Raw genomic sequence first — 21,611 nt, 5'->3', positions numbered from 1 at the left:
CGGGGCACTCTGCGCAGGCCGGCCTCGTCAGCGGCGGTGCGGAGGTGTCCGGCCGCGAGGAGCTGATCGACGAGCCGGTGCCGCAGGGTGCTGGGACCGTGGTCCTGGGCGGTGGTGGGAGGGAGTCGTCGCGCTGGGCCTTTCGAGCGGGTCATGCGGGATCTGCGACCGTGCGGGAGCCGGGGCGGGGGATGGTGCCGGAGGGGGCGTACTGAGCGGCCTGCGCGTCGAACATCGAGGCGTAGCGCCCCTTGGCGGCCATGAGTTCGTCGTGGCTGCCGTGCTCGACGAGCCGACCGTGGTGCAGGACGTAGATGCGGTCGGCGTGGCGGACGCCGGACATGCGGTGGGTGACCAGGACGACGGCGCGGTTCGGGGCGGCGAGCCGGCGGATGCGGTCGAAAGCGGCGATCTCCGCTTCCGGGTCGAGGGCGGAGGTGGGCTCGTCCACGATGAGCACACCGTCGGCATCCGAGGTGGAGCTGCGCCAGTGGGTTCGAGCGAGCCCGATCTTCTGCCACTCGCCGCCGGACAGTTCACTGGCACCGCGGAACATCCGGGCCAGCAGGCTGTGCAGGCCGTCGGGAAGCTTCGCGACGACCGGACCGGCACCGGCGTAGTCGACGGACGGCTGAAGGTCCTCGAGACCGGCTTCCCGGGCCGGCCGGCCGATCCGGATGTTCAACGCTGCGGTCACGGGCCAGCGTTGGAAGTCCTGGGTGAGCAGTGCGACGCGGTCGAAGACTTCGGCGCGGTCCAGGGAAGCGACGTCGGCATCACCCCACCGCACGGTTCCGCTCTGCGGCAGCAACAGGCCCGACAACACCTTCATCAGAGTGCTCTTGCCGGAGCCGTTCTCGCCGACCACGGCGGTCACCGAGCCCATGGGCAGCGTGAGTGACACCCCGTCCAGGGCGGCGGCCTCGCGGTCCGGGTAGCGGTAGCCGACCCGGTCGAGGACGATCTGCCTCACCCGTGCCGGAACGGGATCGCCCCCGCTGGGAGTGGTGCGTCGTGCCGCCTCGTCCAGGAACCGGGCATGGTCGCGGACGTAGAGGGACTCCTCGTGCAGCTGGTTCACGTTCATCACCAGCGCGCCCAGGCTCGCCGAGCCGGACCGGACGGCGATGACGGCGGTACCGGCCACGGCCAGACTCATGTGGCCGCTCGTGATCAGCAAGAACATGGCCGCGTAGGTCGCCGCCATGGCGAGGCCGGACAGCGAGGCGGCCACCCACTCGGTGACGGCTTTGCTGGAGGCGAGGCGCTCCTGCTCGGCCTCGGCGCTCTCGGCCATCCGCTCGTAACGGCTGAGCAGGAACGGTCCGACGGCGTGGATGCGCACTTCCTGTGCGGCGGTGCGCTCCGTGAGCAGGTTGCCGATGAGGCGGCTGGCCCGCACATGCTCGATCCAGCTCATCACCGACACGTACCGTTCCTGCGCCACCCGCATCGCACCCCAGCCGCGCGGCACCGCGATCAGGATCAGCATCGGCAGGAGGAGCGGGTGGAGGATGGTGAGGACGCCGGCCGTGGAGATCAGGGAGATGGTCCCGTTCAGCGCGGCCACGCAGGCGCCGATCATACGGCGGGCGGATCCCGCGCCGTACTGGGCGACGTCGATCAGCCGCCGGAACTCCGGGTCCTCGATGGCCTCGAGCTCCACCGACGCGGCGGCGGCCAGGTACTGGGTCGTGGCGATCCGCTCGACCAGCGGCTCCAGCCGGCCCGCACGCGAGGTGGACCATCCGGCCAGGCCCGAGTTGACCACGGCCGCTCCGGCGGCGGCGGACAAGCCAGGGAGCACCGCGTGCAACCGCTGCCCGGGGGGACCCGAACCGAGCAGCGCGTGCATGACGGCGTTGACCGCGAGCAACCCGACGGCCGCAGCAACACCCTGCCCGATCTCGCTGAGCGCGACCGTGAGCAGAGCGCGGCGGTCCGCCTGCCACGCCATCCGCAAGGCCGCCCCGACCAGCCTCGGCATGGAGCGCAGAGCCGACATCATCGTCAAGTCGAGCCGGGCACGCTCGTGTTCCGACCAGCCGAAGTCGTAGCGCAAAGGACCGCCGAAAAGCTCCTTCTCGGCGTCGGAGACCTCCGGCTCGGCCATCTGCACACGTCCGAGGAACCTCTTCACAGGGCGCCTCCCGGCCCGGACCAGCTCAGCGCGCGGACAGCGGGCGGGGGCAGCCGCCGCGCCGTGGTGGTCGTGCTCATCGACACGGGGGTCCTGCGGCTGGACTCGTCGCGGTACGGGCGCTCGCCGCCCTGTGCGAGGTTGTCGGGAGCCGGTTGGGCTTGTCGGGTGGCCGAAGTCAACGTGGTGCCCCTTCACGGTTGTGCGGCTGGTTCGTGTGGCTCAACGAGGCAGCCGGAATTTCGAACACATGTGTTTCGGTCGCGTCGGTGGCCCCGGGATTGAGCGCGCGCCGGAACATGCGGGTTGCATCGACCCTTGCGGTGCATGGGCCAGGGGCTGGAGCGGTGATGGCCAAAACGCCGAGCGTGCCGTTGGTTCCGGCGCCCTGGGCCGGGGCGCGGTCTCGTGGGAGCGTGCGCGCAGAGCACCGGACTTGGGCCGCGGTCGTCGTCCGCGGCCCTCAAGAGGAGGTGGAGGTCGCACGCTCGGTGTGAGTGCGCACCAAGGTGCCGGCCCTCGCGAGGTCCTCGGGAGTGCCGACCGCCAAACCTTCGTCCGCGACGCCGAGCATGCGTACGCCGTGGCCGTGTTCGATGAAGCGCAGCGTCTCCACGTCTTCGGTGGGTCGCAGCGGGTCCCGGGGGAGATGCCGAGACGTGCGGTTCACGCAGGGCGGCGCCGGCAGGGGGGCTTGGTTGCCCGGCTCGTTGTGGCCGCCCGGTGCGAGGGCGTTGCCTGTGGCGTTGTGCCGGAGGCGGAGCACCCGGTCGTGGCTGTCGATGACGATGGCGCTGCAGAACACGTGGTGGAAGACGTCGTGGGGCTGGTCGGGTCGTCCTTGCCGGTGGGTCAGGGCCGCGATGACGTCGAGTGTCTCGGCCTGAACGAGAGGGATGCGGGTCCCTTGAGGCGGCGCCGGGCACGAAGCTGCCGGCGCCGCCGTCGGCGAACCGGCGTCCCTTCGGTGCCGGTTGGAAACCGCGTGCTGATCAGCTTGGCCGCGGGTGTCCGAACAGCAGGTCGTAGCCCGGCGGGAGCTGGAGCAGGACGCGGTTCGTCAGGTCCTCGCCCGCGACATCGGTGACGACGCTGAGTACCGCGCCGACGTCCCACGTGGCGGTCTTCTCCGTGGCGCCTTCGATCCAGGCGGCGGTTGCCCGGACGAACCGCTCGGGTGTCAGCGGTTCATGCGCCTGCAGCGGATTGAGCAGGACGAACGCCAGCGTTTCAGGAAGCCGTGCGGCCAGCTCGGCGCGCACCTCGCCCACCAGATGCGCGCCCAGCAGCGCCAGGACGACCCGCGAGGCTCGTTCTGCTTCCTGCTGCGAAGGATATTCACCGCGTTCCTGGACCGCGGTGATGAAGGCGTCCCAGTGCATGCGCATGACGTCCTCCCGCTGTGGTCGGCCACCGACGGATGCCCGCTGGTGTCAAGGGGGCGGCAGTGGCGTGGAATGGGTGTCCTTGTCCGGTCCGGATGGTCTCGTCCGCCGAGCAGCAGGGCGCGTTCGTGCCGCCGGTGGCAGAACGTGGAGAGCTGCCCCTGCGCTGACGCTCTCTTCGCGCCGTAAGGAAGGGCCGCGCACATCCGGCCGGACGGAACCGTCTACATCCCGGACGCAAGGGTGTTGCTCGCCTTCGAGCGGGTTCCGCGCCGGCGGAGCCGGCCCGGTGACTTCCACGGTGGCCGGACGCAGCAGATGGTCGCCGAGGCGGTAGCCGGGCCGCAGGACAGTCGAGCAGACCAGGCTCTCGGCGTCTTGGCGGACGTTGTGGGCCAATGCGTCGTGACAGGTGGGGTCGAACGGATCGCCCACCTCGCCGAACGACGTGACTCCCAGCGAGCCGAGCTGGTCCTTCAGGCTCCCGGCGATGTCCTTCAGGCCCGGCGTGAGCGGCTCGTGCGCGCACGCCCGGTCGACAGCGTCCAGCACGGGCAGCAGCGCCCGGAACACGTTGGCCACCGCGATCTCGCGTACGGCCAGGCGGTCCCGCCGCACCCGCCTGCGGTAGTTGTCGTACTCAGCCTTCACCCGCTGCAGGTCGGCGGTCCGCTCCTCCACCAGGCGCCGCAGCTGTTCCAGTTCGGTGCTCCGCGACCCGCTCCCGGTCATCGTCAGCCAGCCTCCGGCTTGTCGTCGTCGACGATCTCGGCGTCCACCACCTCGTCGTCGGGCGAGCCACCAGCCGTGCCGCCCGCGGCCGCCCCCGTCGGCTGCTCGGCCCGCGACTTCTCATACAGGGCCGTGCCGATCCTCTGCGCTGCCTGCGCAGTCCGGTCGATGGCCTGCCGGATCACCGCCGCGTCAGCGCCCTCGTCCTTCAGCTGCTCCTTCAGGTCGGCCAGCGCGGTCTCCGTCTCGCTCTTCGCATCGGCCGGGATGGTGTCCGCGTTCTCCTTGAGGAGCTTCTCGGTGGAGTAGACGAGTTGCTCGCCCTGGTTGCGGGTCTCGGCCGCCTCGCGCCGCCGGCGGTCCTCCTCGGCGTGCTGCTCGGCCTCCTGGACCATCCGGTCGATGTCCTGCCTGGGCAGCGCGGACCCGCCGGTCACCGTCATCTTCTGCTCCTTGCCGGTGCCGAGGTCCTTCGCCGAGACGTGCATGATGCCGTTGGCGTCGATGTCGAAGGCGACCTCGATCTGCGGCACCCCGCGCGGAGCCGGGGCGATGCCGGTCAGTTCGAACATGCCGAGCTTCTTGTTGTACGCCGCGATGTCGCGTTCGCCCTGGTAGACCTGGACCGTCACCGACGGCTGGTTGTCCTCGGCCGTGGTGAAGATCTCCGAACGGCGGGTGGGGATCGTGGTGTTGCGCTCGATCAGCTTGGTCATGATGCCGCCCTTGGTCTCGATGCCCAGGGACAGTGGCGTGACGTCCAGCAGCAGGACGTCCTTGACCTCGCCCCTGAGCACCCCCGCCTGCAGCGAGGCACCCACGGCCACCACCTCATCGGGGTTCACGCCCTTGTGCGGCTCCCTCCCGGTCAGCTCCTTCACCAGCTCGGTGACCGCGGGCATACGGGTGGAACCGCCGACCAGGACCACGTGGTCGATGTCCGACACCTTGATCCCGGCGTCCTTGATCGCGTTGTGGAACGGCGCCTTGCACCGCTCCAGCAGATCAGCGGTCAGCTGCTGGAACTGGGCACGCGTCAGCTTCTCGTCCAGGTGCAGCGGACCCTCGGCGGATGCGGTGACGTACGGAAGGTTGACCGTGGTCTCCGACGAGGACGACAGCTCGATCTTCGCCTTCTCCGCCGCCTCCCGCAGCCGCTGCACGGCCATCTTGTCCTTGGACAGGTCGACGCCGTAGTGGTTCTTGAACTGCTGCGCCAAGTGGTCGACGATCCGCTGGTCCCAGTCGTCACCGCCCAGATGCGTGTCGCCGTTGGTGGCCTTCACCTCGATGACGCCCTCGCCCATCTCCAGCAGGGACACGTCGAAGGTGCCGCCGCCCAGATCGAAGACGAGGACCGTCTGGTCGTTCTCCTTGTCCAGGCCGTACGCCAGCGCGGCCGCCGTCGGCTCGTTGACGATCCGCAGCACGTTCAGGCCGGCGATCTCCCCGGCCTCCTTCGTCGCCTGCCGCTGGGCGTCGTCGAAGTACGCGGGCACGGTGATCACGGCGTCGGTGACGTCCTCACCCAGGTATGCCTCAGCGTCCCGCTTCAGTTTCTGCAACACCCGCGCGGAGATCTCCTGCGCGGTGTACCGCTTGCCGTCGACGCTGCCGTGCTCCGGGAACCGCCAGGTGTGGTCCCCCATGTGCCGCTTCACCGAGCGCGCGGTGCGCTCCACGTTCGTCACGGCCTGCCGCTTGGCGACCTCGCCGACCAGGACCTCGCCGTTCTTGGCGAAGGCCACCACCGACGGGGTGGTCCGGGCGCCCTCCGCGTTCGTGATGACGGCAGGCTCGCCGCCCTCGAGGACCGAGACCACCGAGTTCGTCGTGCCGAGGTCGATTCCGACCGAGCGCGCCATTTGGTTCTCCCTCCTCACCCATGCTCCGACTCAGCTTCACACCTTTTTGTCCGGTCCTCAGCGGGACCTCCGCTCCCACCGGACGGGACCGGCGCGCAGCGGCGGCTCGGGGCGGGCGGTCCCGAGCACCACGAGGTACGGCCGCGCGGGGCTGACCGGCCGTGTCAGGCCGGGCCCGCGGCCGTATGCCCGCTCGGCCATCCGTTCGTACGTCTGGTCGTAGGCCGCACGCAGTACCGGATCACGGAGCGTCTCGTACGCCGCCCGCACCTCGCCGAACCGCCCGGCGGTCGCCGCGTCCACGCGGGTGTCGGGGCGCAGTTCCCGTACCCGGGCGCGGAAGGCCGAGGTGATCACCTCGGCGGTCGCCGAGGGCTCCACCCCCAGCACCGCATACAGGTCCGCTCCTTGATCCCGCGCCTGCATCCCAGCCACCTCCCCGCCTGTATGAACTGCGGTTTCACCCTGTTCTTGCCTCTAGTCCTGAAATAAAACTTGAGCCCCATCTTGTCAAGGATTGCTCCGGGGAGGTATAGGGGTTGTCAGAGGCATTCCGGGCTCCCGGAGCCCGGGTGGGCAGACCGCCGGCAGGCGGTCCCGACCAGGCGAAAGGAGGCGCATGATGGCTGCGCTCATCCGTACGGACCCCTTCCGGGACCTCGACCGGCTCACCCAGCAGATGTTCGGCACCCTCGCCCGGCCGGCCGTCATGCCGATCGACGCCTACCAGATGGGCGACGCCTTCGTCGTCCACTTCGACCTGCCCGGCGTCGATCCCGACACCGTTGACCTCAACGTGGAGCGCAACGTGCTGACCGTGCGAGCCGAGCGGCCCGGCCCGGACGCTGACGAGGTCGACCTGCTGGTCGCCGAGCGACCCCACGGTGTCTTCAGCCGCCAGCTCCTGCTGGGCGACTCGCTCGACCCTGAGAAGATCACCGCCCACTACGACGCGGGCGTGCTCACCCTGAACATCCCGGTGATGAAGGAGGCCAAGCCTCGCCGCATCGAGATCAGCCGAGGAGACGCAGAGGCGAAGCAGATCGAGAGCTGACCCACCGCGCGCGGAAGCGGAGGGAAGAAGCGGACGGCGGAAGCGGACGGAGGAGGAAGCGGACGGCGGAAGCGGACGGCGGAGGAAGCGGACGGAAGAAGAGGAGACGGAGGGAGGAGATACACCACTGCGGACCACAGCATCGACGACATGGCCGTGAGCCGCCGCACCCACCGGAGCGCGCCGCGTGTGCGGCGGCCCGGGGTCAGCGTCGTCGGCTGGACCGTGTGAGCTGCGGCATTGCCGACGGGAGCGGGAAGCCGCCACGATGAGGCGGACGACCGGCTTCAAGGAAAGCAGCTCCTCATGGGTGATCATGTGCATGTGCGACTCAGCCAGGGGCTGAGCGTGTCGGAAGAAGGAGAACTGGTCGAGTACTCGCGCTGCCGGTGCGGTGCCACCTTCACCAAGGTGTTCGACGCCGACGGCGGGGAGCCGGAGTACCCGGGCCGATCCTGACCGGCGCGCCCGGCGCACGCACGGTGCGCTGTCGCCGTTACACCCTCCCCGCATCGCCGTCGGTCGCGCCGCGGGCCGTCACCCGGACGGCTGAACCCCCGTGGAGTGCCTCCGTGCCCGTGACAGCGCAGGGCGGGCCGGGTTCCGGCACCGTCACTGCTCGTGGGCGCGCAAGGCTCCCGGCGGGTGATCTTGGCACGGCCCCTGCAGGATGATCCCGGCTGCTCAGCCGGAGGAGGACGGTCGGCAGGGCAGCCGCTGAACGCCAGCCGACCCCGCATGCAGGGAGCAGCCCCCCATGGTGACGACGCAGACCCTGATACCGGCGCTCGAGGATGCCCACCACGCCCACGAGGTCGCACGCGACCGACTGCGGGCGGATGCGGCTCTTGTGCCGCCCGGCCCACACCGGCAGATGCTCGAGCGTCAGGCCGACGACATGCAGGACCGAGTGGACCGCATCGAACGCCATGTCCGCGGACTGCGGCCCCGCGGCCTGCTCGACGACGCGGCCGACATGGCGGTCTTCGCCGCCCGCACCACGTGGAGGACGGTCACGCTCCCGCTGACCATGGGGCAGAAGGTGGTGACCGGGGTGATGCGCGCCCGTGGCCCGGCCGACGAGCGGCATCTGCTGAGGAACGCCGAGGACGAGTACGCCGTCGCGGCCCGGGCCCTGGCCACCACTCGGGCCGGCGAGGTCCTCGCCGACCAGGCCCATGACCGCGCGTCCCTCGAACTGCTCCGGGAGATCCGCGGTGAGGATCAGGAGTTGCTGGCCCTGCTGGAGGACAGCCTTGCCTGGCAGGCCCGATCGGTGGCCGCCGCGAGCGACGGCTTCCGTGTGGAACAGACGGCGTACGGCAGCCTTGCCGATGCGGCCACCCGCCCGTTGCGTGCCGTCGCCGACCGGCTGCGCCAGATGGTACGCCCCGGACAGCACCCCGGCGCCGAGGAGCCGGTGGCGCAGGAGCTGGAAGCGACCGCCGCGGCCGAGCAGATCCAAGGAGCGGTCAGCAGCGAGGAGAGCCTGCCCATCATCGGCTTCAGCCAGCTCAGCGTCGAGGAGATCGAGCGGCGCCTCCCCACCCTGTCCGGGGCCGACCTGCACGTCCTGGAGGGATACGAGCGCACGCACGCGCATCGCAAGGGGGTCCTGGAGGCCATTGAACGGCTGACCTCCACCCGGTCCTGACCGACAGCCGAAGCCGCCGAGCCCCGCCCGGACCGCCACGCCACACCGCCGCCGGCCCGCCCGCATCAGCGCGACGCAGTGTCGCGGCCCTCAGCGTGCACCCGTCATGCGCGGGCCCCGCGCCTCCGGCCCGCCATCACCGCGTAGACGACGATCCCGGCGAACAGGAACAGCACGCCCTGGTACACCGCCGCGTACCCGGCGCCCGCGACCAGCCAGACCGAGAAGGCGACCGCGATCGCGGTGACCACGCAGTCGCGTACCAGGCGGGTCCGGTCGACGCGGTCGTGGTGGCCGGAGACGAGGTGGAAGACCTGGGCGGAGGTGGCCAGGAGGTAGGGCACGGTCGCGGTGAAGGTGGTGACGAGGACCAGCATGTCGAACACCTTCGCCGAGCCCGCCAGGTAGTTGTAGACGGTGAGCAGCGACGCGAGGGCGACCGTGACCCCGACGCCGACCGTCGGCACGCCTCGGCGGCGGCGCGTGAAGGCGGCCGGGAACAGGCCGTCCTGCGCGGCGGCGTACGGGGTCTGGGCGCTCAGCAGCGTCCAGCCGTTGAGGCAGCCGGCGATCGACACGAGCGCGGCGAGTGCGACGGCCCAGCCGCCCCAGGAGCCGCCGAACATGGCGTTCACAGCGTCCGAGAACGGCGCGGTGGACGTCACCAGCCGGTCGTGCGCCACCGTGCCGAACACGGACAGCGTGCCCAGCAGGTAGACCAGCGCGGCCCCCGCGGTGCCGATGACGGTGGCCCGGCCGACATTGCGGCGGGCGTTCTTCACCTCGCCCGCACTGACGGCGGCCGACTCCACCCCGAGGTAGGAGAAGAGCAGGAGTGCGGCGCAGGCGGACACCGCGCCGGCCGTGCTGCCACCGCCCGCGTGGAACGGGCCGAGCTTGTGCGGGTCGAAGAAGAACAGCCCGCCGACGGCGACGAGCAGCAGGGGTGCGAACTTCAGCACCGTGGAGACGAGCTGGACGGCTCCCACGTAGCGGCTGCCCGCGAAGTTGGCGAGCACGGGCAGCCACTGGATGGCGAGCGCGGCCAGGCACGCGCTCCAGCGGTGACCGCTCACCGGTATCAGTACGTCGAGGTACCCGACGGCGGCGACCGCGAGCGCGGCGTTCGACACCCAGGTGGTGATCCAGTAGGCCCATGCGGCGAGGAAGCCGGCGAAGTCACCGAAGGCCTCGCGGGCGTACACGTACGGTCCGCCGGTGCGCGGGTCACGTTCGGCGAGCCGGCCGAACACGAGGGCCAGGGCGATGGCGCCGACGGTCAGCACGCCGAAGGCGACCAGGCTGACCGTGCCGTAGGGGGCCACGGAGGCGGGGAGCAGGAAGATGCCACCGCCGATGATGTTGCCCATGACCAGGGCGGTGGCGACGGGCAGTCCGAAGCGGCGGGCATGCCTGCCGGTGTCGCCTTGGGGGTCCCCGGCGGGTACCGCGTGGGTTTCCGACGGGGCCGGAGCCGTTTGCGTGGCGGTTCCGGTGACGTGCATGGGTGGTGCGCCTCTCATCGAACGGTTGTCCAGGGATCGCCGGGACGGGCCCATGGTCGGGTACGCCCCGGCTTGCGGACAAATCGCCGTTTCTTGTCCTGTCAGGCCTTTCCCCTCGCGTAAGACATGCGTTTTCGCATGCTTTGCGCAGCGATATGTTCAGCCCTTGCCGGAGCCCAGGGTCAGGCCGCTGACGAACTGGCGCTGGAGCACGAAGTACACGACCAGGGTCGGGACGGCGGTCAGCAGGGAGCCGGCCGCGACCAGGTTGGGATCGGTGAAGTACTGGCCGGAGAGGTTGTTCAGCGCCGAGGTGATCGGCATGTTCTCGCCGGTGGAGATCAGCACGAGCGCCCAGAAGAAATCGTTGTAGATCCAGATGGACAGCAGCGTGGCCAGGGCCGCCATGGCCGGTTTGCACAGTGGCAGCGTGATCTGCCAGTACAGCCGCCACACCGAGGCGCCGTCGACGAGCGCGGCCTCCGTCAGCTCGTGGGGCAGCGAGCGCATGTAGTTGCTCAGCACGAACGCGCAGAAGCCGGACTGGAACGCCACATGGATCAGGACCAGGCCGAGCGCGGAGTCGTACAGCTTCCCGCTCGTCGTGATGCCCGGGAGGTCGGTGAGCAGGTACATCCGGTACAGCGGGGTGATGATGACCTGCTGCGGCAGCAGGTTGCCCGCCGTGAAGACCAGCAGCAGCGCGAGGTTGAGGCGGAAGTCGAAACGGCTGACGTGGAAGGCGACCATCGACGACAGGAACAGCGTCAGCAGCACGGCCGGCACCGCGATCAGCAGCGTGTTGCCGAAGTAGTGCGTCATGTCCGACTGCGTGAACGCGTTCCGGAAGTTGTCCAGGCTCAGCTTGTCCGGCCAGGAGACGTACCCCTTGGTGCTGGTCTCGCTGTACGGCCGCAGCGCGGAGAAGACCGCCCACAGCAGCGGGGCCAGCCAGGCCAGGGCGGTGCCGGTGAGGAAGACGTGCAGCACGATCCGGGCGGGGCGGACCGGGGCGCGCCGTTTCAGCGGGACAGCGGAGCCGCTCATGCGCGCCGCTCCTTCCGGAAGGTGGCCACCAGGTACGGGATGATCACCGCGAGGGAGATCACCAGCAGGACGACGGCGATGGCGGAGCCGTAACCGATGCGGCTGGACTCGCCGATGATGTTGTTCGTCACCAGGATCGACAGCAACTCGGTGCCCTGGGCGCCCTTGTTGAAGACGAAGACCAGGTCGAAGGCGCGCAGCGCCTCGATGACGGTGACGACCAGGACGACCGTGTTGGTCGGACGCAGGGTCGGGAAGATGACGTTCCTGAACGTCTGCCACTCGTTCGCGCCGTCCAGCGCGGACGCCTCCCGCAGGGACGGGTCGACGCTCTTGAGGCCGGCCAGGTAGAGGATCATCATGTAACCGGTGTGCCGCCAGGACGCGGCGACGAGGACGGCCCACAGGTTGAGCTTCGGGTCGCCGATCCAGTCGATGTAGTGCCCCGGCTTGTTGGCGCCGGTGATGCTGTTGAGCAGGCCCGTGTCCGGGTTGTAGACGAGCTGCCAGACGAAACCGATGCACGCCATCGAGATGACGACCGGCAGGAAGAACGCCGTCTGGTAGACCCGGCTGAACCGGATCCGCTTGTCCAGATGGACGGCGAGGAACAGGCCGAACGGGGTCGGGACGAGGATCAGGACGACGAACCATATGACGTTGTGCTGGACGGCGGGCCAGAATTGCGGGTTGTCGCTGAACAGTTGCCGGAAGTTGTCCAGGCCCACCCATCTGATCGAGTCGAACCCGATGCCGTCCCAGGTGGTGAAGGCGAGGAGGACCGAGGCCAGGGCGGTGACCCAGACGAGGGTCACGTGCAGGACCGTCGGCACGCCCACCATCAGGGCGAGCGTGACGCGGTCGCGGCGGGTCAGCAGGCGCCGATGGCCCTGCGTGGCCCGCTTCTTCGAGGGTGTGGGGCCCGCAGGCGGCACCTCGGCCTCCTCCCGGGTCGTGTGCGTCGGCAGGTCGGTGGTCATGGCACCCGCTCACGAGGATGCGAAGATCGTCTTTTTCTGCCGCTCGATCGACGACAGCAGCCCGTCCACGCCCTTGGGGTTCTGGACGAACTTCTGCAGTGCCGGCTGCATCACCGTGGAGGTGAAGTCGGGGCGGCTGTCGCGGTCCATGAACTGGGTGAGGCTCTTGGCGCCGCCGATCATCGTGAACGCCTTCTTCTGCAGCGCGGAGTACGGGGAGGTGTCGGCCTTGTCGGAGGCGGCCACCACGCTCGGATCGGTCTTGAGGTAGAGCTGTTCGGCCTGCGGCGAGCCCAGGTACTCCAGCAGCTTCAGGACGCCGGCGTGGTTCTTCGGGGCCTTGCTGACCATGAAACCGTCGGTCGGTGCCTCCACGGTGTCCTGCCCGTAGGCGGAGTTGATCTCCGGGAAGGCGAAGAAGTCGAGGTCGTCGAGGTCGGCCTTGTTCGTGAACTGCTGGGCCACGAAGCTTCCCAGCAGATACATGCCGGCCTTCTTCGCCACCAGCGCCTGGGCGGCGTCCTCCCAGGTGCGGCCCATGGCGCCGTCCTGGTGGTAGGGCAGGATCTCGGACCAGTGGTCGAAGACGGCCTTCACCCTGGCGTCCGTCCAGGCGGCCCTGCCCGCCATCAGCTGCACGTGGAAGTCGTAGCCGTTGAGGCGGAAGTTGATCTGGTCGAAGGTGCCCATCGCGGGCCAGGCGTCCTTGTCGCCGAAGGCGAGCGGGACCAGGCCGTCCTTCTTCATCTGCCGGCACAGGGCGGTGAACTGGTCCCAGGTGGTGGGGATCTGATAGCCGTGCTGCCGGAAGACGCTCCTGCGGTAGAAGATCGCCCAGGGGTAGGTGGTGAGCGGCACGAAGTAGTACTTGCCGTCCTCGCCCTTGCTGAGTTTCTTCATCGCCTCGGGGAAGTTGTCCCCGATCTTCTGCCATACGTCGTCGATCGGCGTGGCCAGCCTCTTCGCCGCGAAGAACTGCATGCGGTACCCGGCGAACCAGTTGAACACGTCGTCGGGTGTGCCCTGGAGGTAGGAGTTGATCTGTTCCTGGAAGGTGTTGTGGTCCTTCGTGTTCACGTCGACGGTGATGCCGGACTTCTGCTTGAAAGCCGCGTAGACGCTTGCGAAGGCTTTCTTCGGCACCGCGTCCGAGGCGTTGGAGCCGAGCGTGACGGTCTTCGGGTCTGAGGAGGATCCGCTGCCGCCGCAGGCGGCCAGCAGGGGGATTCCGGCACCGGCGAGCAGGGCGGCGCCGCCGGCTCCGCGCAGCAGGGAGCGGCGGCTGGGACGCGGGACGGAGAGACCGGACGGGGACAGGCGCATGACGGCTCCCAACGAAGGTTTTCGAAACCGATCAGAAACCAACTCGACCGAACAGCGTGGGCGTAATAACAGCCCCGCGTGGGCTCCCCGTCAATAGGTGCGGTCGTTTCGGTGTGCACGGCGGATGGGAAGCGTACGAGCGGCAGCCGCGTCTATGGGTAATTTGTCCTTACATTCGGATCTCATGGTGAAATAATGTCTTGACAAAGCATTGACAGCAGGCCCCGCAGGGACTTGGATCCGGTCCCAACGCAACAGGTCCCGCTCCGCCCCGTCGCACAGTGAGGTGCAGGAAAAGATGGACTGCTCTTCCCACTCCCGCTCCCGCAGACTGGCCCCTGTCGTGGCCGTGGCCGCTGCGGCGGCCCTCGCCCTCGCCGGCTGCTCCAGCAGCTCCGGCGGCAAGAAGGCCGAGGAGGGAGCGGCGAACGCCTCCGCGGGCAAGGCCGACACCCCCCGGATGACAATCGCGCTGGTCACCCATCAGTCGCCCGGCGACACCTTCTGGGACACCGTCCGCAAGGGTGCGCAGGCGGCGGCGGCCAAGGACAACATCAAGCTCCTCTATTCCGCCGACCCGAGCGCCGGCATCCAGGCCAACCTGGTGCAGAACGCCATCGACCAGAAGGTCGACGGCATCGCGGTCACCCTCGCCAAGCCCGACGCCATGCGGAGCGTGATCGGCAAGGCGGAGCAGGCGGGCATACCGGTGGTCGGCCTGAACTCGGGACTGAGCGACTGGAAGAAGATGGGGCTGCTGGAGTTCTTCGGGCAGGACGAGAGCGTGGCGGGCGAGGCGTTCGGCGACAAGCTGAACTCCACCGGCGCCAAGAACGTCGTCTGTGTGATCCACGAGCAGGGCAACGTCGGCCTCACCCAGCGCTGCGACGGCGTCAAGAAGACGTTCAAGGGCACGACCGAGACGCTGTACGTGAACGGCGCCGACATGCCGTCGGTGAAGTCGACCATCACCGCGAAGCTGAAGCAGAACCGCTCCGTCGACACCGTCGTCACCCTCGGCGCCCCGTTCGCGCTGACCGCGGTGCAGTCGGTGGGCGACGCGGGCAGCAAGGCCGAGGTGGCCACGTTCGACCTCAACAAGGACCTGGTCAAGGCCGTGCAGAACGGCTCCATCGAGTTCGCCGTCGACCAGCAGCCCTATCTGCAGGGCTATCTGGCGGTCGACTCCCTGTGGCTCTACAAGAACAACGGCAACTACAGCGGCGGCGGCGTCCAGCCGGTGCTCACCGGCCCGGCCTTCGTCGACAAGTCCAACGTCGACAGGGTCGCCCGGTTCGCCGCGAAGGGCACCCGGTGATGAGCATGGCCCAGCACGCCGGTCCGGCGGTGGGCACACCGCCGGGCTCCGGCCCCGGCCAGCGGGACGGCCGCACCGCCCGGCGCCCGCTGGTGCTGCGGCTGCTGGCCCGGCCCGAGGTGGGCGTCTTCCTCGGCGCCGTCGCCGTACTGGTCTTCTTCCTGATCGCCGCGCCCACGGTCCGTCAGGGCAGCTCGATGGCGACGGTCCTGTACCAGTCCTCGACCATCGGCATCATGGCCCTCCCGGTGGCCCTGCTCATGATCGGCGGCGAGTTCGACCTGTCCTCCGGCGTCGCCGTGATCACCTCCGCTCTCACCGCGAGCATGCTCAGCTACCAGCTGACCGTGAACGTGTGGACCGGTGTGATCGCCGCCCTCGTCGTCTCGCTCGCCATCGGCGCCTTCAACGGCTGGATGGTGGTCAGAACCGGGCTGCCGAGCTTCCTGGTCACCCTCGGCACCTTCCTGATCCTCCAGGGCGTCAACCTCGCCGTGACCAAGCTGGTCACCGGCAACGTCGCCACCGACGACATCAGTGACATGGACGGCTTCGACCAGGCGAGGAAAGTATTCGCCTCCTCCTTCGACGTCGGGGGCGTCCAGGTGAAGATCACCGTGGTCTGGTGGCTGGTCTTCGCCGCCCTCGCCACCTGGGTGCTGCTGCGCACCAAGTACGGCAACTGGGTCTTCGCGGTCGGTGGCGACAAGGAGAGCGCCCGCGCCGTCGGTGTGCCCGTGACCTTCACCAAGATCACGCTGTTCATGCTGGTCGGCTTCGGCGCCTGGTTCCTCGGCATGCACAACCTGTTCTCCTTCAACACCGTGCAGTCCGGCGAGGGCGTCGGCCAGGAGCTGATCTACATCGCCGCGGCCGTCATCGGCGGCTGTCTGCTCACCGGCGGCTACGGCTCCGCGATCGGTCCCGTCTTCGGCGCGTTCATGTTCGGCATGGTCAACCAGGGGATCGTGTACGCCGGCTGGAACCCCGACTGGTTCAAGGCGTTCCTCGGCGTGATGCTGCTCGGCGCCGTTCTGATCAATCTGTGGGTCCAGCGCACGGCGACCCGGAGGTGACCCCATGACCAGTAAGGGAACCGGCATCCACGGCGCCGTCCTCGAGGACACCGTGCCCCCGGGCGAGGACCCGCTCGTGGAACTGCGCGGCGCAGGCAAGTCCTACGGCAACCTCCGCGCCCTGCACGGCGTCGACCTCACCGTCCACGCAGGCCGGGTGACGTGCGTCCTGGGCGACAACGGTGCCGGCAAGTCCACCCTCATCAAGATCATCTCAGGGCTGCACCGGCACACCGAGGGAGACTTCCTCGTCGACGGGCGGCCGGTGCGCTTCAGCACCCCGCGCGAGGCCCTCGACCAGGGCATCGCCACGGTCTACCAGGACCTCGCCACCATCCCCCTGATGCCGGTGTGGCGCAACTTCTTCCTCGGCTCGGAGATGACCAAGGGCACCTGGCCGCTGCGCCGCCTGGACATCGCCCGGATGAAGGAGACGGCCGACCGGGAACTGCGCCGCATGGGCATCGTCCTGGACGACCTGGAACAGCCCATCGGCACCCTCTCCGGCGGCCAGCGCCAGTGCGTGGCGATCGCCCGCGCGGTCCACTTCGGCGCCCGCGTCCTCATCCTGGACGAACCCACCGCCGCCCTCGGTGTCAAGCAGTCCGGAGTCGTCCTGAAGTACATCGCCGCCGCCCGCGACCGCGGCCTCGGCGTCATCTTCATCACCCACAACCCGCACCACGCCTACATGGTCGGCGACCACTTCACCGTGCTGCGTCTGGGCACCCTCGAACTCAGCGCCGGCCGCGGCGACATCACCCTGGAGGAGCTGACCGACCACATGGCGGGCGGCGCCGAACTCGCCGCGCTCAAGCACGAACTGGCCCAGGTCCGCGGGGCCGACGTGGAAGAACTCCCCGAGGAGAACGACCTCACCGCACCTGTGGCCCATCCTCCCGAAGGGACGTCCTGACCATGCCCCACGCCCTCGACCGCATCCGGGTCGGCTCGGCCCCCGACTCCTGGGGCGTCTGGTTCCCCGACGACCCGCGGCAGGTGCCCTGGCCACGCTTCCTGGACGAGGTCGCCGAGGCCGGCTACGACTGGATCGAACTCGGCCCCTACGGCTACCTGCCCACCGACCCGGCCCGGCTGACGGACGAGCTGGGCCGGCGGAACCTGAAGGTCTCGGCGGGCACGGTCTTCACCGGGCTGCACCGCGGTCCCTCCGTGTGGGAGGCCACCTGGGAACACGTCGGCCAGGTCGCCGCGCTCACCCAGGCCATGGGCGCCCGGCACCTCGTCGTCATCCCCTCCTTCTGGCGGGACGACAGGACCGCCGAGATCCTGGAACCGCCGGAGCTGACCGCAGAACAGTGGACCCACCTCACCGAGGGCATGGAGCGGCTCGGCCACGAGGTCAGGGAGACCTACGGCCTCGACATCGTCGTCCACCCGCACGCCGACACCCACATCGACACCGAGGAGCACGTCGAACGGTTCCTCGACTCCACCGACTCCGAGCTGGTCAACCTCTGCCTGGACACCGGGCACTACGCCTACTGCGGCGGGGACAGCGTCAAACTGATCGAGACCTACGGCGAGCGGATCGGCTACCTGCACCTCAAGCAGGTCGACCCCCAGATCCTGGCGGAGGTGCGGGCCAAGGGCACCCCGTTCGGCCCGGCCGTCGCGCAGGGCGTGATGTGCGAACCGCCGTCCGGGGTCCCGGAACTGGGGCCGGTGCTGGAGGCCGCGCAGCGGCTCGGGGCGCAGCTGTTCGCGATCGTCGAGCAGGACATGTACCCGTGCGAGCAGGACAGGCCGCTGCCGATCGCGGTGCGCACCCGCCGGTTCCTGCGCTCGTGCGGGGCCTGAGCAGGGGATCCGCCGGCCCGGGAACCATCGGTGGCTCCCGGGCGTTCTGCACGGTGCAGGAGGGTGTCCACGAAGAGGGGGAGGACGGCATGACGCACAGCGAGCAGGACGGGCAGACCACGGAAGCTGCCCACCGTCGGGCCCGCTTCGGGACGCTGCCCGAGCGCATACACCCGCAGGACACCGTGGAGACGAGGCCGGCGACGCTGCCGGACCCCGCGCGTGACACCTACGACGCGGACGAGTGGCTGGTGCGTTACTGCGGCTGAGGCGCACGGCGCCGGCGCCGGACAGCGGTCCGGCGCCGCAGCGGACTCACCCCTGCCGTACCTCCGCGATGGTCACCGGGCGGTGCTCGTGCAGGGACAGGGTGCAGGCCTGCGCGATCCAGCCGGCCTCCAGCGCGTCCTCGATCGTGCAGGGCGAGGGCCGGGTGCCGGCCACCACCTCCGTGAAGGCGGTGAGTTCGGCCCGGTAGGCATCGGCGAAGCGGTCCATGAAGAAGTCGTGCGGGGCGCCCGCGGGGAAGGCCGTCCCGGGCTCGACCGAGCGCAGCGGCAGCTTGTCGTCCAGGCCGACGGCAACGGCGTCGGCGAAGCCGTGCAGCTCCATGCGGACGTCGTACCCCCGCGCGTTGTGACGGGAGTTGGAGACCATCGCGATCGTGCCGTCGTCCAGCGTGAGGATCGCGCCGGTGGTGTCGGCGTCGCCCGCCTCCGCGATGTAGTCGGCGCCCCGGTTGCCGCCGACCGCGTACACCTCGGTGACCTCGCGGCCGGTGACCCAGCGGATGATGTCGAAGTCGTGCACGGAACAGTCCCGGAAGATGCCACCGGAGGCGGCGATGTACGCGGCCGGCGGCGGCGCCGGGTCCAAAGTGGTGCAGCGGACCGTGTGCAGCCTGCCCAGCTCGCCGCCGCGCACGGCGGCCCGCGCGGCCATGAAACCCGCGTCGAAACGGCGGTTGTAGCCGATCTGGACCGGCACGTCACTGCCCTGGACGGCCCCGAGCACCTCGATGCCCTCCACCATGGTGCGGGCGACGGGCTTCTCGCAGAACACCGGCACGCCCGCCTCGACACCGGCCCGGATCAGCGCCGGATGGGCGTCGGTGGCCGCCGCGATCACCAGCCCGTCGATCCCGGCGGCCAGCACCGCCTCCGGGGAGTCGGCGACCTCGGCCCCGAACCGCTCGGCGGCGGCCTTGGCCGCGTCCGCGAACGGGTCCGCGACGACGAGGGACTCGACGACGCCGAGTCCGAAGAGGGTCCCGGCGTGGAAGGCGCCGATACGGCCGAGGCCGAGGATTCCGATGCGCATGTGCTCCACTGCTCCTGGTGCGTGGTTCCGTCTTCACTGCGGGGCCGCGGCCCGTGGGGCGAGGTCGTGGTGCCATTCTTGTCCGTACAAACCCCTCGAACAATCAGCAACAAGCCATCAAAAACCCCTCATGAACCCGAGGAGGCCGTCCCCGTGGGCCATCCCTTCCCGATCCGGGAGATCGCACGTCAGGCGGGCCTGAGCGAGGCCACCGTGGACCGTGTGCTCAACCGCAGGGGAGGGGTGCGGGAGAGCACCGCCCAGGAGGTGCGCCGGGCCATCGCCGACCTGGACCGGCAGCGCACCCAGGTCCGGCTGGCCGGCCGTACCTTCATGGTCGACATCGTGGTGCAGGCACCCGAACGGTTCACCACCGCCGTCCGCGCCGCCCTGGAAGCCGAACTGCCCGCACTGCGCCCGGCCGTGGTCCGCTCCCGCTTCCACTTCCGCGAGACCGGTCCGACAGCCGAGCAGGTCGCCACCCTGGACCGGATCGCCCGGCGCGGCTCACAGGGGGTGATCCTCAAGGCGCCCGACGTCCCCGAGGTGACCGCCGCGGTGGGCCGCCTCACCGCTGCCGGCATCCCGGTCGTCACCCTCGTCACCGACCTGCCCGCCAGCGGCCGGCTCGGCTACGTCGGCATCGACAACCGGGCCGCGGGCGCCACCGCCGCCTACCTGCTCGGCCAGTGGCTCGGCGACCGGCCCGGCAACGTCCTGACCAGCCTCAGCAGTGGCTTCTTCCGCAATGAGGAGGAGCGCGAGATGGGCTTCCGCGCGGTGCTGCGGGCCGGACACCCCCGGCGCGCGCTGGTGGAGGTCACCGAGGGGCACGGCCTGGACGCCACGCAGTACGACCTCGTCCGCGCCGCCCTGGAACGGGACCCGCAGATCCGGGCCGTCTACTCCATCGGCGGCGGCAACAACGCCACCCTGCGGGCCTTCGCCGACCTCGGCCGCGACTGCGCGGTGTTCATCGCCCACGACCTCGACCACGACAACATCCGGCTGCTGCGCGAGCACCGCCTCTCCGCCGTCCTCCACCACGATCTGCGCCACGACCTGCGCGAGGCCTGCCACGAGATGATGCGGTTCCACGGCGCCCTGCCACCGGCCGGGCCACTGCTGCCGTCGCCGATCCAGGTCGTCACGCCGTACAACACGCCTACGCCACCGGCAGGTTGACCCATGCTCCGCTCTCGGCCGAGACCGCCATCGCCTCCAGTACGGCGGCACTGCGCACCGCATCCGCGAGCGTGGCGCCGTACGGTGTGCCCTCCGCGACGGAGCGCAGGAACCGGTACGCCTCGATGACCTTCAGGTCGTCGTAGCCCATGGCGTTGGCCGCGCCCGGCTGGAACGCGGCGAACTCGCCCGCGCCCGGACCGACGTACACCGTGCACACCGGCTGGTCCTGGTACCGCGTGCCGCGGCTGACGCCGAGTTCGTTCATCCGCCGGAAGTCCCAGAACACCGCACCCTTGGTGCCGTGCACCTCGAAGCCGTAGTTGTTCTGCTCGCCGACCGAGACCCGGCAGGCCTCCAGCACCCCACGGGCGCCGGAGGCAAAACGCAGCAGACAGTTGACGTAGTCCTCGTTCTCGACCGGTCCCGGCTCGCCGCCGGAGGCGAGCGTGTGGCCCGCGGTGGCGCCGGCCGGCCGGGCCCGCTCGGGGACGAAGACGGCGGTGTCCGCGGTCAGGGCGGCGATGTCGCCGAGCAGGAAGCGGGCCAGGTCGGCGCCGTGCGAGGCCAGGTCGCCGAGGACTCCGCTGCCGCCGCGCTTGCGCTCGTACCGCCAGGTCAGCGCGCCGTCCGGGTGGGCGGCGTAGTCGCTGAACAGGCGGATGCGGACATGGGTGACGGTGCCGATCTCACCGGTGGCGATCAACTCGCGGGCGGCCTCCACGGCGGGCGCGTTGCGGTAGTTGAAGCCGACCGTGCCCTGTACGCCCGCCTTCGTGACCGCGGCGGCCACCGCGCGGGCGTCCTCGGCGGTCAGCCCCACCGGCTTCTCGACCCAGATGTGCTTGCCGGCCTCGGCCATCGCGACCCCGATCTCCCGGTGGAGGAAGTTCGGGGCGGTGATGCTGACGGCCTGCACGCGCGGATCGGCGGCCACCTCGCGCCAGTCACGGGTCGCCGAGGCGAAACCGAACTGCTCGGCGGCCTCCTCCGCCCGGCCGGGCACCTCCTCGGCCACCGTGACCAGCCGGGGCCGCAGCAGAAGTCGCGGATAGTGGTGCGGGAGGCGGGCGTACGCCTGGGTGTGCACCCGGCCCATCCAGCCGAATCCGACGACGGCGACACCCAGCGCATCCACCATGACAGCCCTTCTTCGGACCGGTCGACCTCCTGTCCGGATCACCATGTCCGGACATGAACTCGACT

The 21,611-nt window shown here is 69.9% G+C and carries 22 protein-coding genes; 9 read left to right on the top strand and 13 right to left on the bottom strand.

All coding sequences use genetic code 11. The annotated features are described in order from the left end of the window. Positions 1 to 151: 151 nt before the first annotated feature. The 7 genes from K7G59_RS02885 to K7G59_RS02855 all read right to left on the bottom strand — a co-directional run bounded on the left by K7G59_RS02885 (position 152) and on the right by K7G59_RS02855 (position 6,548). Positions 152 to 2,140, bottom strand: coding sequence for an ABC transporter ATP-binding protein (locus K7G59_RS02885; protein WP_374114179.1), 1,989 nt, complete (start codon positions 2,138 to 2,140; stop codon positions 152 to 154). Then, a complete protein-coding gene (locus K7G59_RS02880) occupies positions 2,137 to 2,322 on the bottom strand; it encodes a hypothetical protein (protein WP_225830173.1) in 186 nt (61 codons plus the stop codon). The genes K7G59_RS02885 and K7G59_RS02880 overlap by 4 nt, the downstream gene beginning before the upstream one ends. 281 nt (positions 2,323 to 2,603) lie before the next feature. Next, a complete protein-coding gene (locus tag K7G59_RS02875) occupies positions 2,604 to 2,945 on the bottom strand; it encodes a hypothetical protein (RefSeq protein WP_225830172.1) in 342 nt (113 codons plus the stop codon). A 187-nt stretch (positions 2,946 to 3,132) separates the two neighbouring features. Then, positions 3,133 to 3,528: a DUF2267 domain-containing protein gene (locus K7G59_RS02870; RefSeq protein WP_225830171.1), complete on the bottom strand. Its 396-nt coding sequence runs from the start codon at positions 3,526 to 3,528 to the stop codon at positions 3,133 to 3,135. Between the two features lie 45 nt (positions 3,529 to 3,573). Then, entirely contained in the window at positions 3,574 to 4,257 is a 684-nt protein-coding gene (gene grpE / locus K7G59_RS02865; protein WP_225830170.1) for a nucleotide exchange factor GrpE, read from the bottom strand. 2 nt (positions 4,258 to 4,259) lie between these two features. Continuing rightward, positions 4,260 to 6,122, bottom strand: a complete 1,863-nt coding sequence (gene dnaK / locus K7G59_RS02860; RefSeq protein WP_225830169.1) for a molecular chaperone DnaK — start codon at positions 6,120 to 6,122, stop codon at positions 4,260 to 4,262. Between the two features lie 57 nt (positions 6,123 to 6,179). Continuing rightward, complete coding sequence (locus tag K7G59_RS02855) at positions 6,180 to 6,548, bottom strand: J domain-containing protein (RefSeq protein WP_225830168.1); 369 nt, start codon at positions 6,546 to 6,548, stop codon at positions 6,180 to 6,182. Between the two features lie 196 nt (positions 6,549 to 6,744). On the opposite strand from K7G59_RS02855, the gene K7G59_RS02850 reads away from it, so the two are divergent. The 3 genes from K7G59_RS02850 to K7G59_RS02840 all read left to right on the top strand — a co-directional run bounded on the left by K7G59_RS02850 (position 6,745) and on the right by K7G59_RS02840 (position 8,830). Continuing rightward, positions 6,745 to 7,176, top strand: a complete 432-nt coding sequence (locus K7G59_RS02850) for an Hsp20/alpha crystallin family protein (protein WP_225830167.1) — start codon at positions 6,745 to 6,747, stop codon at positions 7,174 to 7,176. Positions 7,177 to 7,482: 306 nt separating this feature from the next. After that, positions 7,483 to 7,635: a hypothetical protein gene (locus K7G59_RS02845; RefSeq protein ID WP_225830166.1), complete on the top strand. Its 153-nt coding sequence runs from the start codon at positions 7,483 to 7,485 to the stop codon at positions 7,633 to 7,635. Between the two features lie 298 nt (positions 7,636 to 7,933). Then, entirely contained in the window at positions 7,934 to 8,830 is an 897-nt protein-coding gene (locus tag K7G59_RS02840; RefSeq protein ID WP_225830165.1) for a hypothetical protein, read from the top strand. A 104-nt stretch (positions 8,831 to 8,934) separates the two neighbouring features. Here K7G59_RS02840 and K7G59_RS02835 read toward each other — a convergent pair whose 3' ends face one another. The 4 genes from K7G59_RS02835 to K7G59_RS02820 all read right to left on the bottom strand — a co-directional run bounded on the left by K7G59_RS02835 (position 8,935) and on the right by K7G59_RS02820 (position 13,685). Continuing rightward, positions 8,935 to 10,335, bottom strand: coding sequence for an amino acid permease (locus K7G59_RS02835; protein WP_225830164.1), 1,401 nt, complete (start codon positions 10,333 to 10,335; stop codon positions 8,935 to 8,937). A 159-nt stretch (positions 10,336 to 10,494) separates the two neighbouring features. Then, on the bottom strand, positions 10,495 to 11,382 hold the full coding sequence (locus K7G59_RS02830) for a carbohydrate ABC transporter permease (protein WP_225830163.1): 888 nt from the start codon (positions 11,380 to 11,382) through the stop codon (positions 10,495 to 10,497). After that, complete coding sequence (locus K7G59_RS02825; protein ID WP_225830162.1) at positions 11,379 to 12,362, bottom strand: carbohydrate ABC transporter permease; 984 nt, start codon at positions 12,360 to 12,362, stop codon at positions 11,379 to 11,381. The genes K7G59_RS02830 and K7G59_RS02825 overlap by 4 nt, the downstream gene beginning before the upstream one ends. Positions 12,363 to 12,371: 9 nt before the next feature. Then, the gene (locus K7G59_RS02820) at positions 12,372 to 13,685 is read right to left on the bottom strand and encodes an ABC transporter substrate-binding protein (protein WP_225830161.1); all 1,314 of its coding nucleotides are present in this window, start codon (positions 13,683 to 13,685) and stop codon (positions 12,372 to 12,374) included. Between the two features lie 298 nt (positions 13,686 to 13,983). Between K7G59_RS02820 and K7G59_RS02815 the strand changes: the two genes are divergently transcribed. The 5 genes from K7G59_RS02815 to K7G59_RS02795 all read left to right on the top strand — a co-directional run bounded on the left by K7G59_RS02815 (position 13,984) and on the right by K7G59_RS02795 (position 18,169). After that, the gene (locus K7G59_RS02815; protein WP_225830160.1) at positions 13,984 to 15,003 is read left to right on the top strand and encodes a sugar ABC transporter substrate-binding protein; all 1,020 of its coding nucleotides are present in this window, start codon (positions 13,984 to 13,986) and stop codon (positions 15,001 to 15,003) included. After that, entirely contained in the window at positions 15,003 to 16,079 is a 1,077-nt protein-coding gene (locus K7G59_RS02810) for an ABC transporter permease (protein WP_225830159.1), read from the top strand. Before K7G59_RS02815 ends, K7G59_RS02810 begins: the two co-directional genes overlap by 1 nt. A gap of 4 nt (positions 16,080 to 16,083) precedes the next feature. Beyond that, positions 16,084 to 16,995, top strand: a complete 912-nt coding sequence (locus K7G59_RS02805) for an ATP-binding cassette domain-containing protein (protein WP_225830158.1) — start codon at positions 16,084 to 16,086, stop codon at positions 16,993 to 16,995. 2 nt (positions 16,996 to 16,997) lie between these two features. Then, on the top strand, positions 16,998 to 17,900 hold the full coding sequence (locus tag K7G59_RS02800; protein ID WP_225830157.1) for a sugar phosphate isomerase/epimerase: 903 nt from the start codon (positions 16,998 to 17,000) through the stop codon (positions 17,898 to 17,900). A gap of 89 nt (positions 17,901 to 17,989) precedes the next feature. Then, on the top strand, positions 17,990 to 18,169 hold the full coding sequence (locus K7G59_RS02795) for a hypothetical protein (RefSeq protein WP_225830156.1): 180 nt from the start codon (positions 17,990 to 17,992) through the stop codon (positions 18,167 to 18,169). Positions 18,170 to 18,215: 46 nt separating this feature from the next. Here the strand turns inward: K7G59_RS02795 and K7G59_RS02790 are convergent, their stop codons facing one another. Further along, on the bottom strand, positions 18,216 to 19,220 hold the full coding sequence (locus tag K7G59_RS02790; RefSeq protein ID WP_225830155.1) for a Gfo/Idh/MocA family oxidoreductase: 1,005 nt from the start codon (positions 19,218 to 19,220) through the stop codon (positions 18,216 to 18,218). Positions 19,221 to 19,373: 153 nt separating this feature from the next. Here K7G59_RS02790 and K7G59_RS02785 point away from each other — a divergent pair, with 153 nt between their 5' ends. Continuing rightward, positions 19,374 to 20,405 (top strand): LacI family DNA-binding transcriptional regulator, encoded by a 1,032-nt coding sequence (locus K7G59_RS02785; RefSeq protein ID WP_225830154.1) that lies wholly within the window; start codon positions 19,374 to 19,376, stop codon positions 20,403 to 20,405. Here K7G59_RS02785 and K7G59_RS02780 read toward each other — a convergent pair. Next, complete coding sequence (locus tag K7G59_RS02780; RefSeq protein WP_225830153.1) at positions 20,386 to 21,546, bottom strand: Gfo/Idh/MocA family protein; 1,161 nt, start codon at positions 21,544 to 21,546, stop codon at positions 20,386 to 20,388. The genes K7G59_RS02785 and K7G59_RS02780 overlap by 20 nt on opposite strands. Between the last annotated feature and the right edge of the window lie 65 nt (positions 21,547 to 21,611).

Source organism: Streptomyces sp. NK08204 (assembly GCF_020400585.1).
GTDB lineage: Bacteria > Actinomycetota > Actinomycetes > Streptomycetales > Streptomycetaceae > Streptomyces.
The sequence above is the reverse complement of the archived record's forward strand: the minus strand, read 5'-3'. Positions and strand labels throughout refer to the sequence as shown.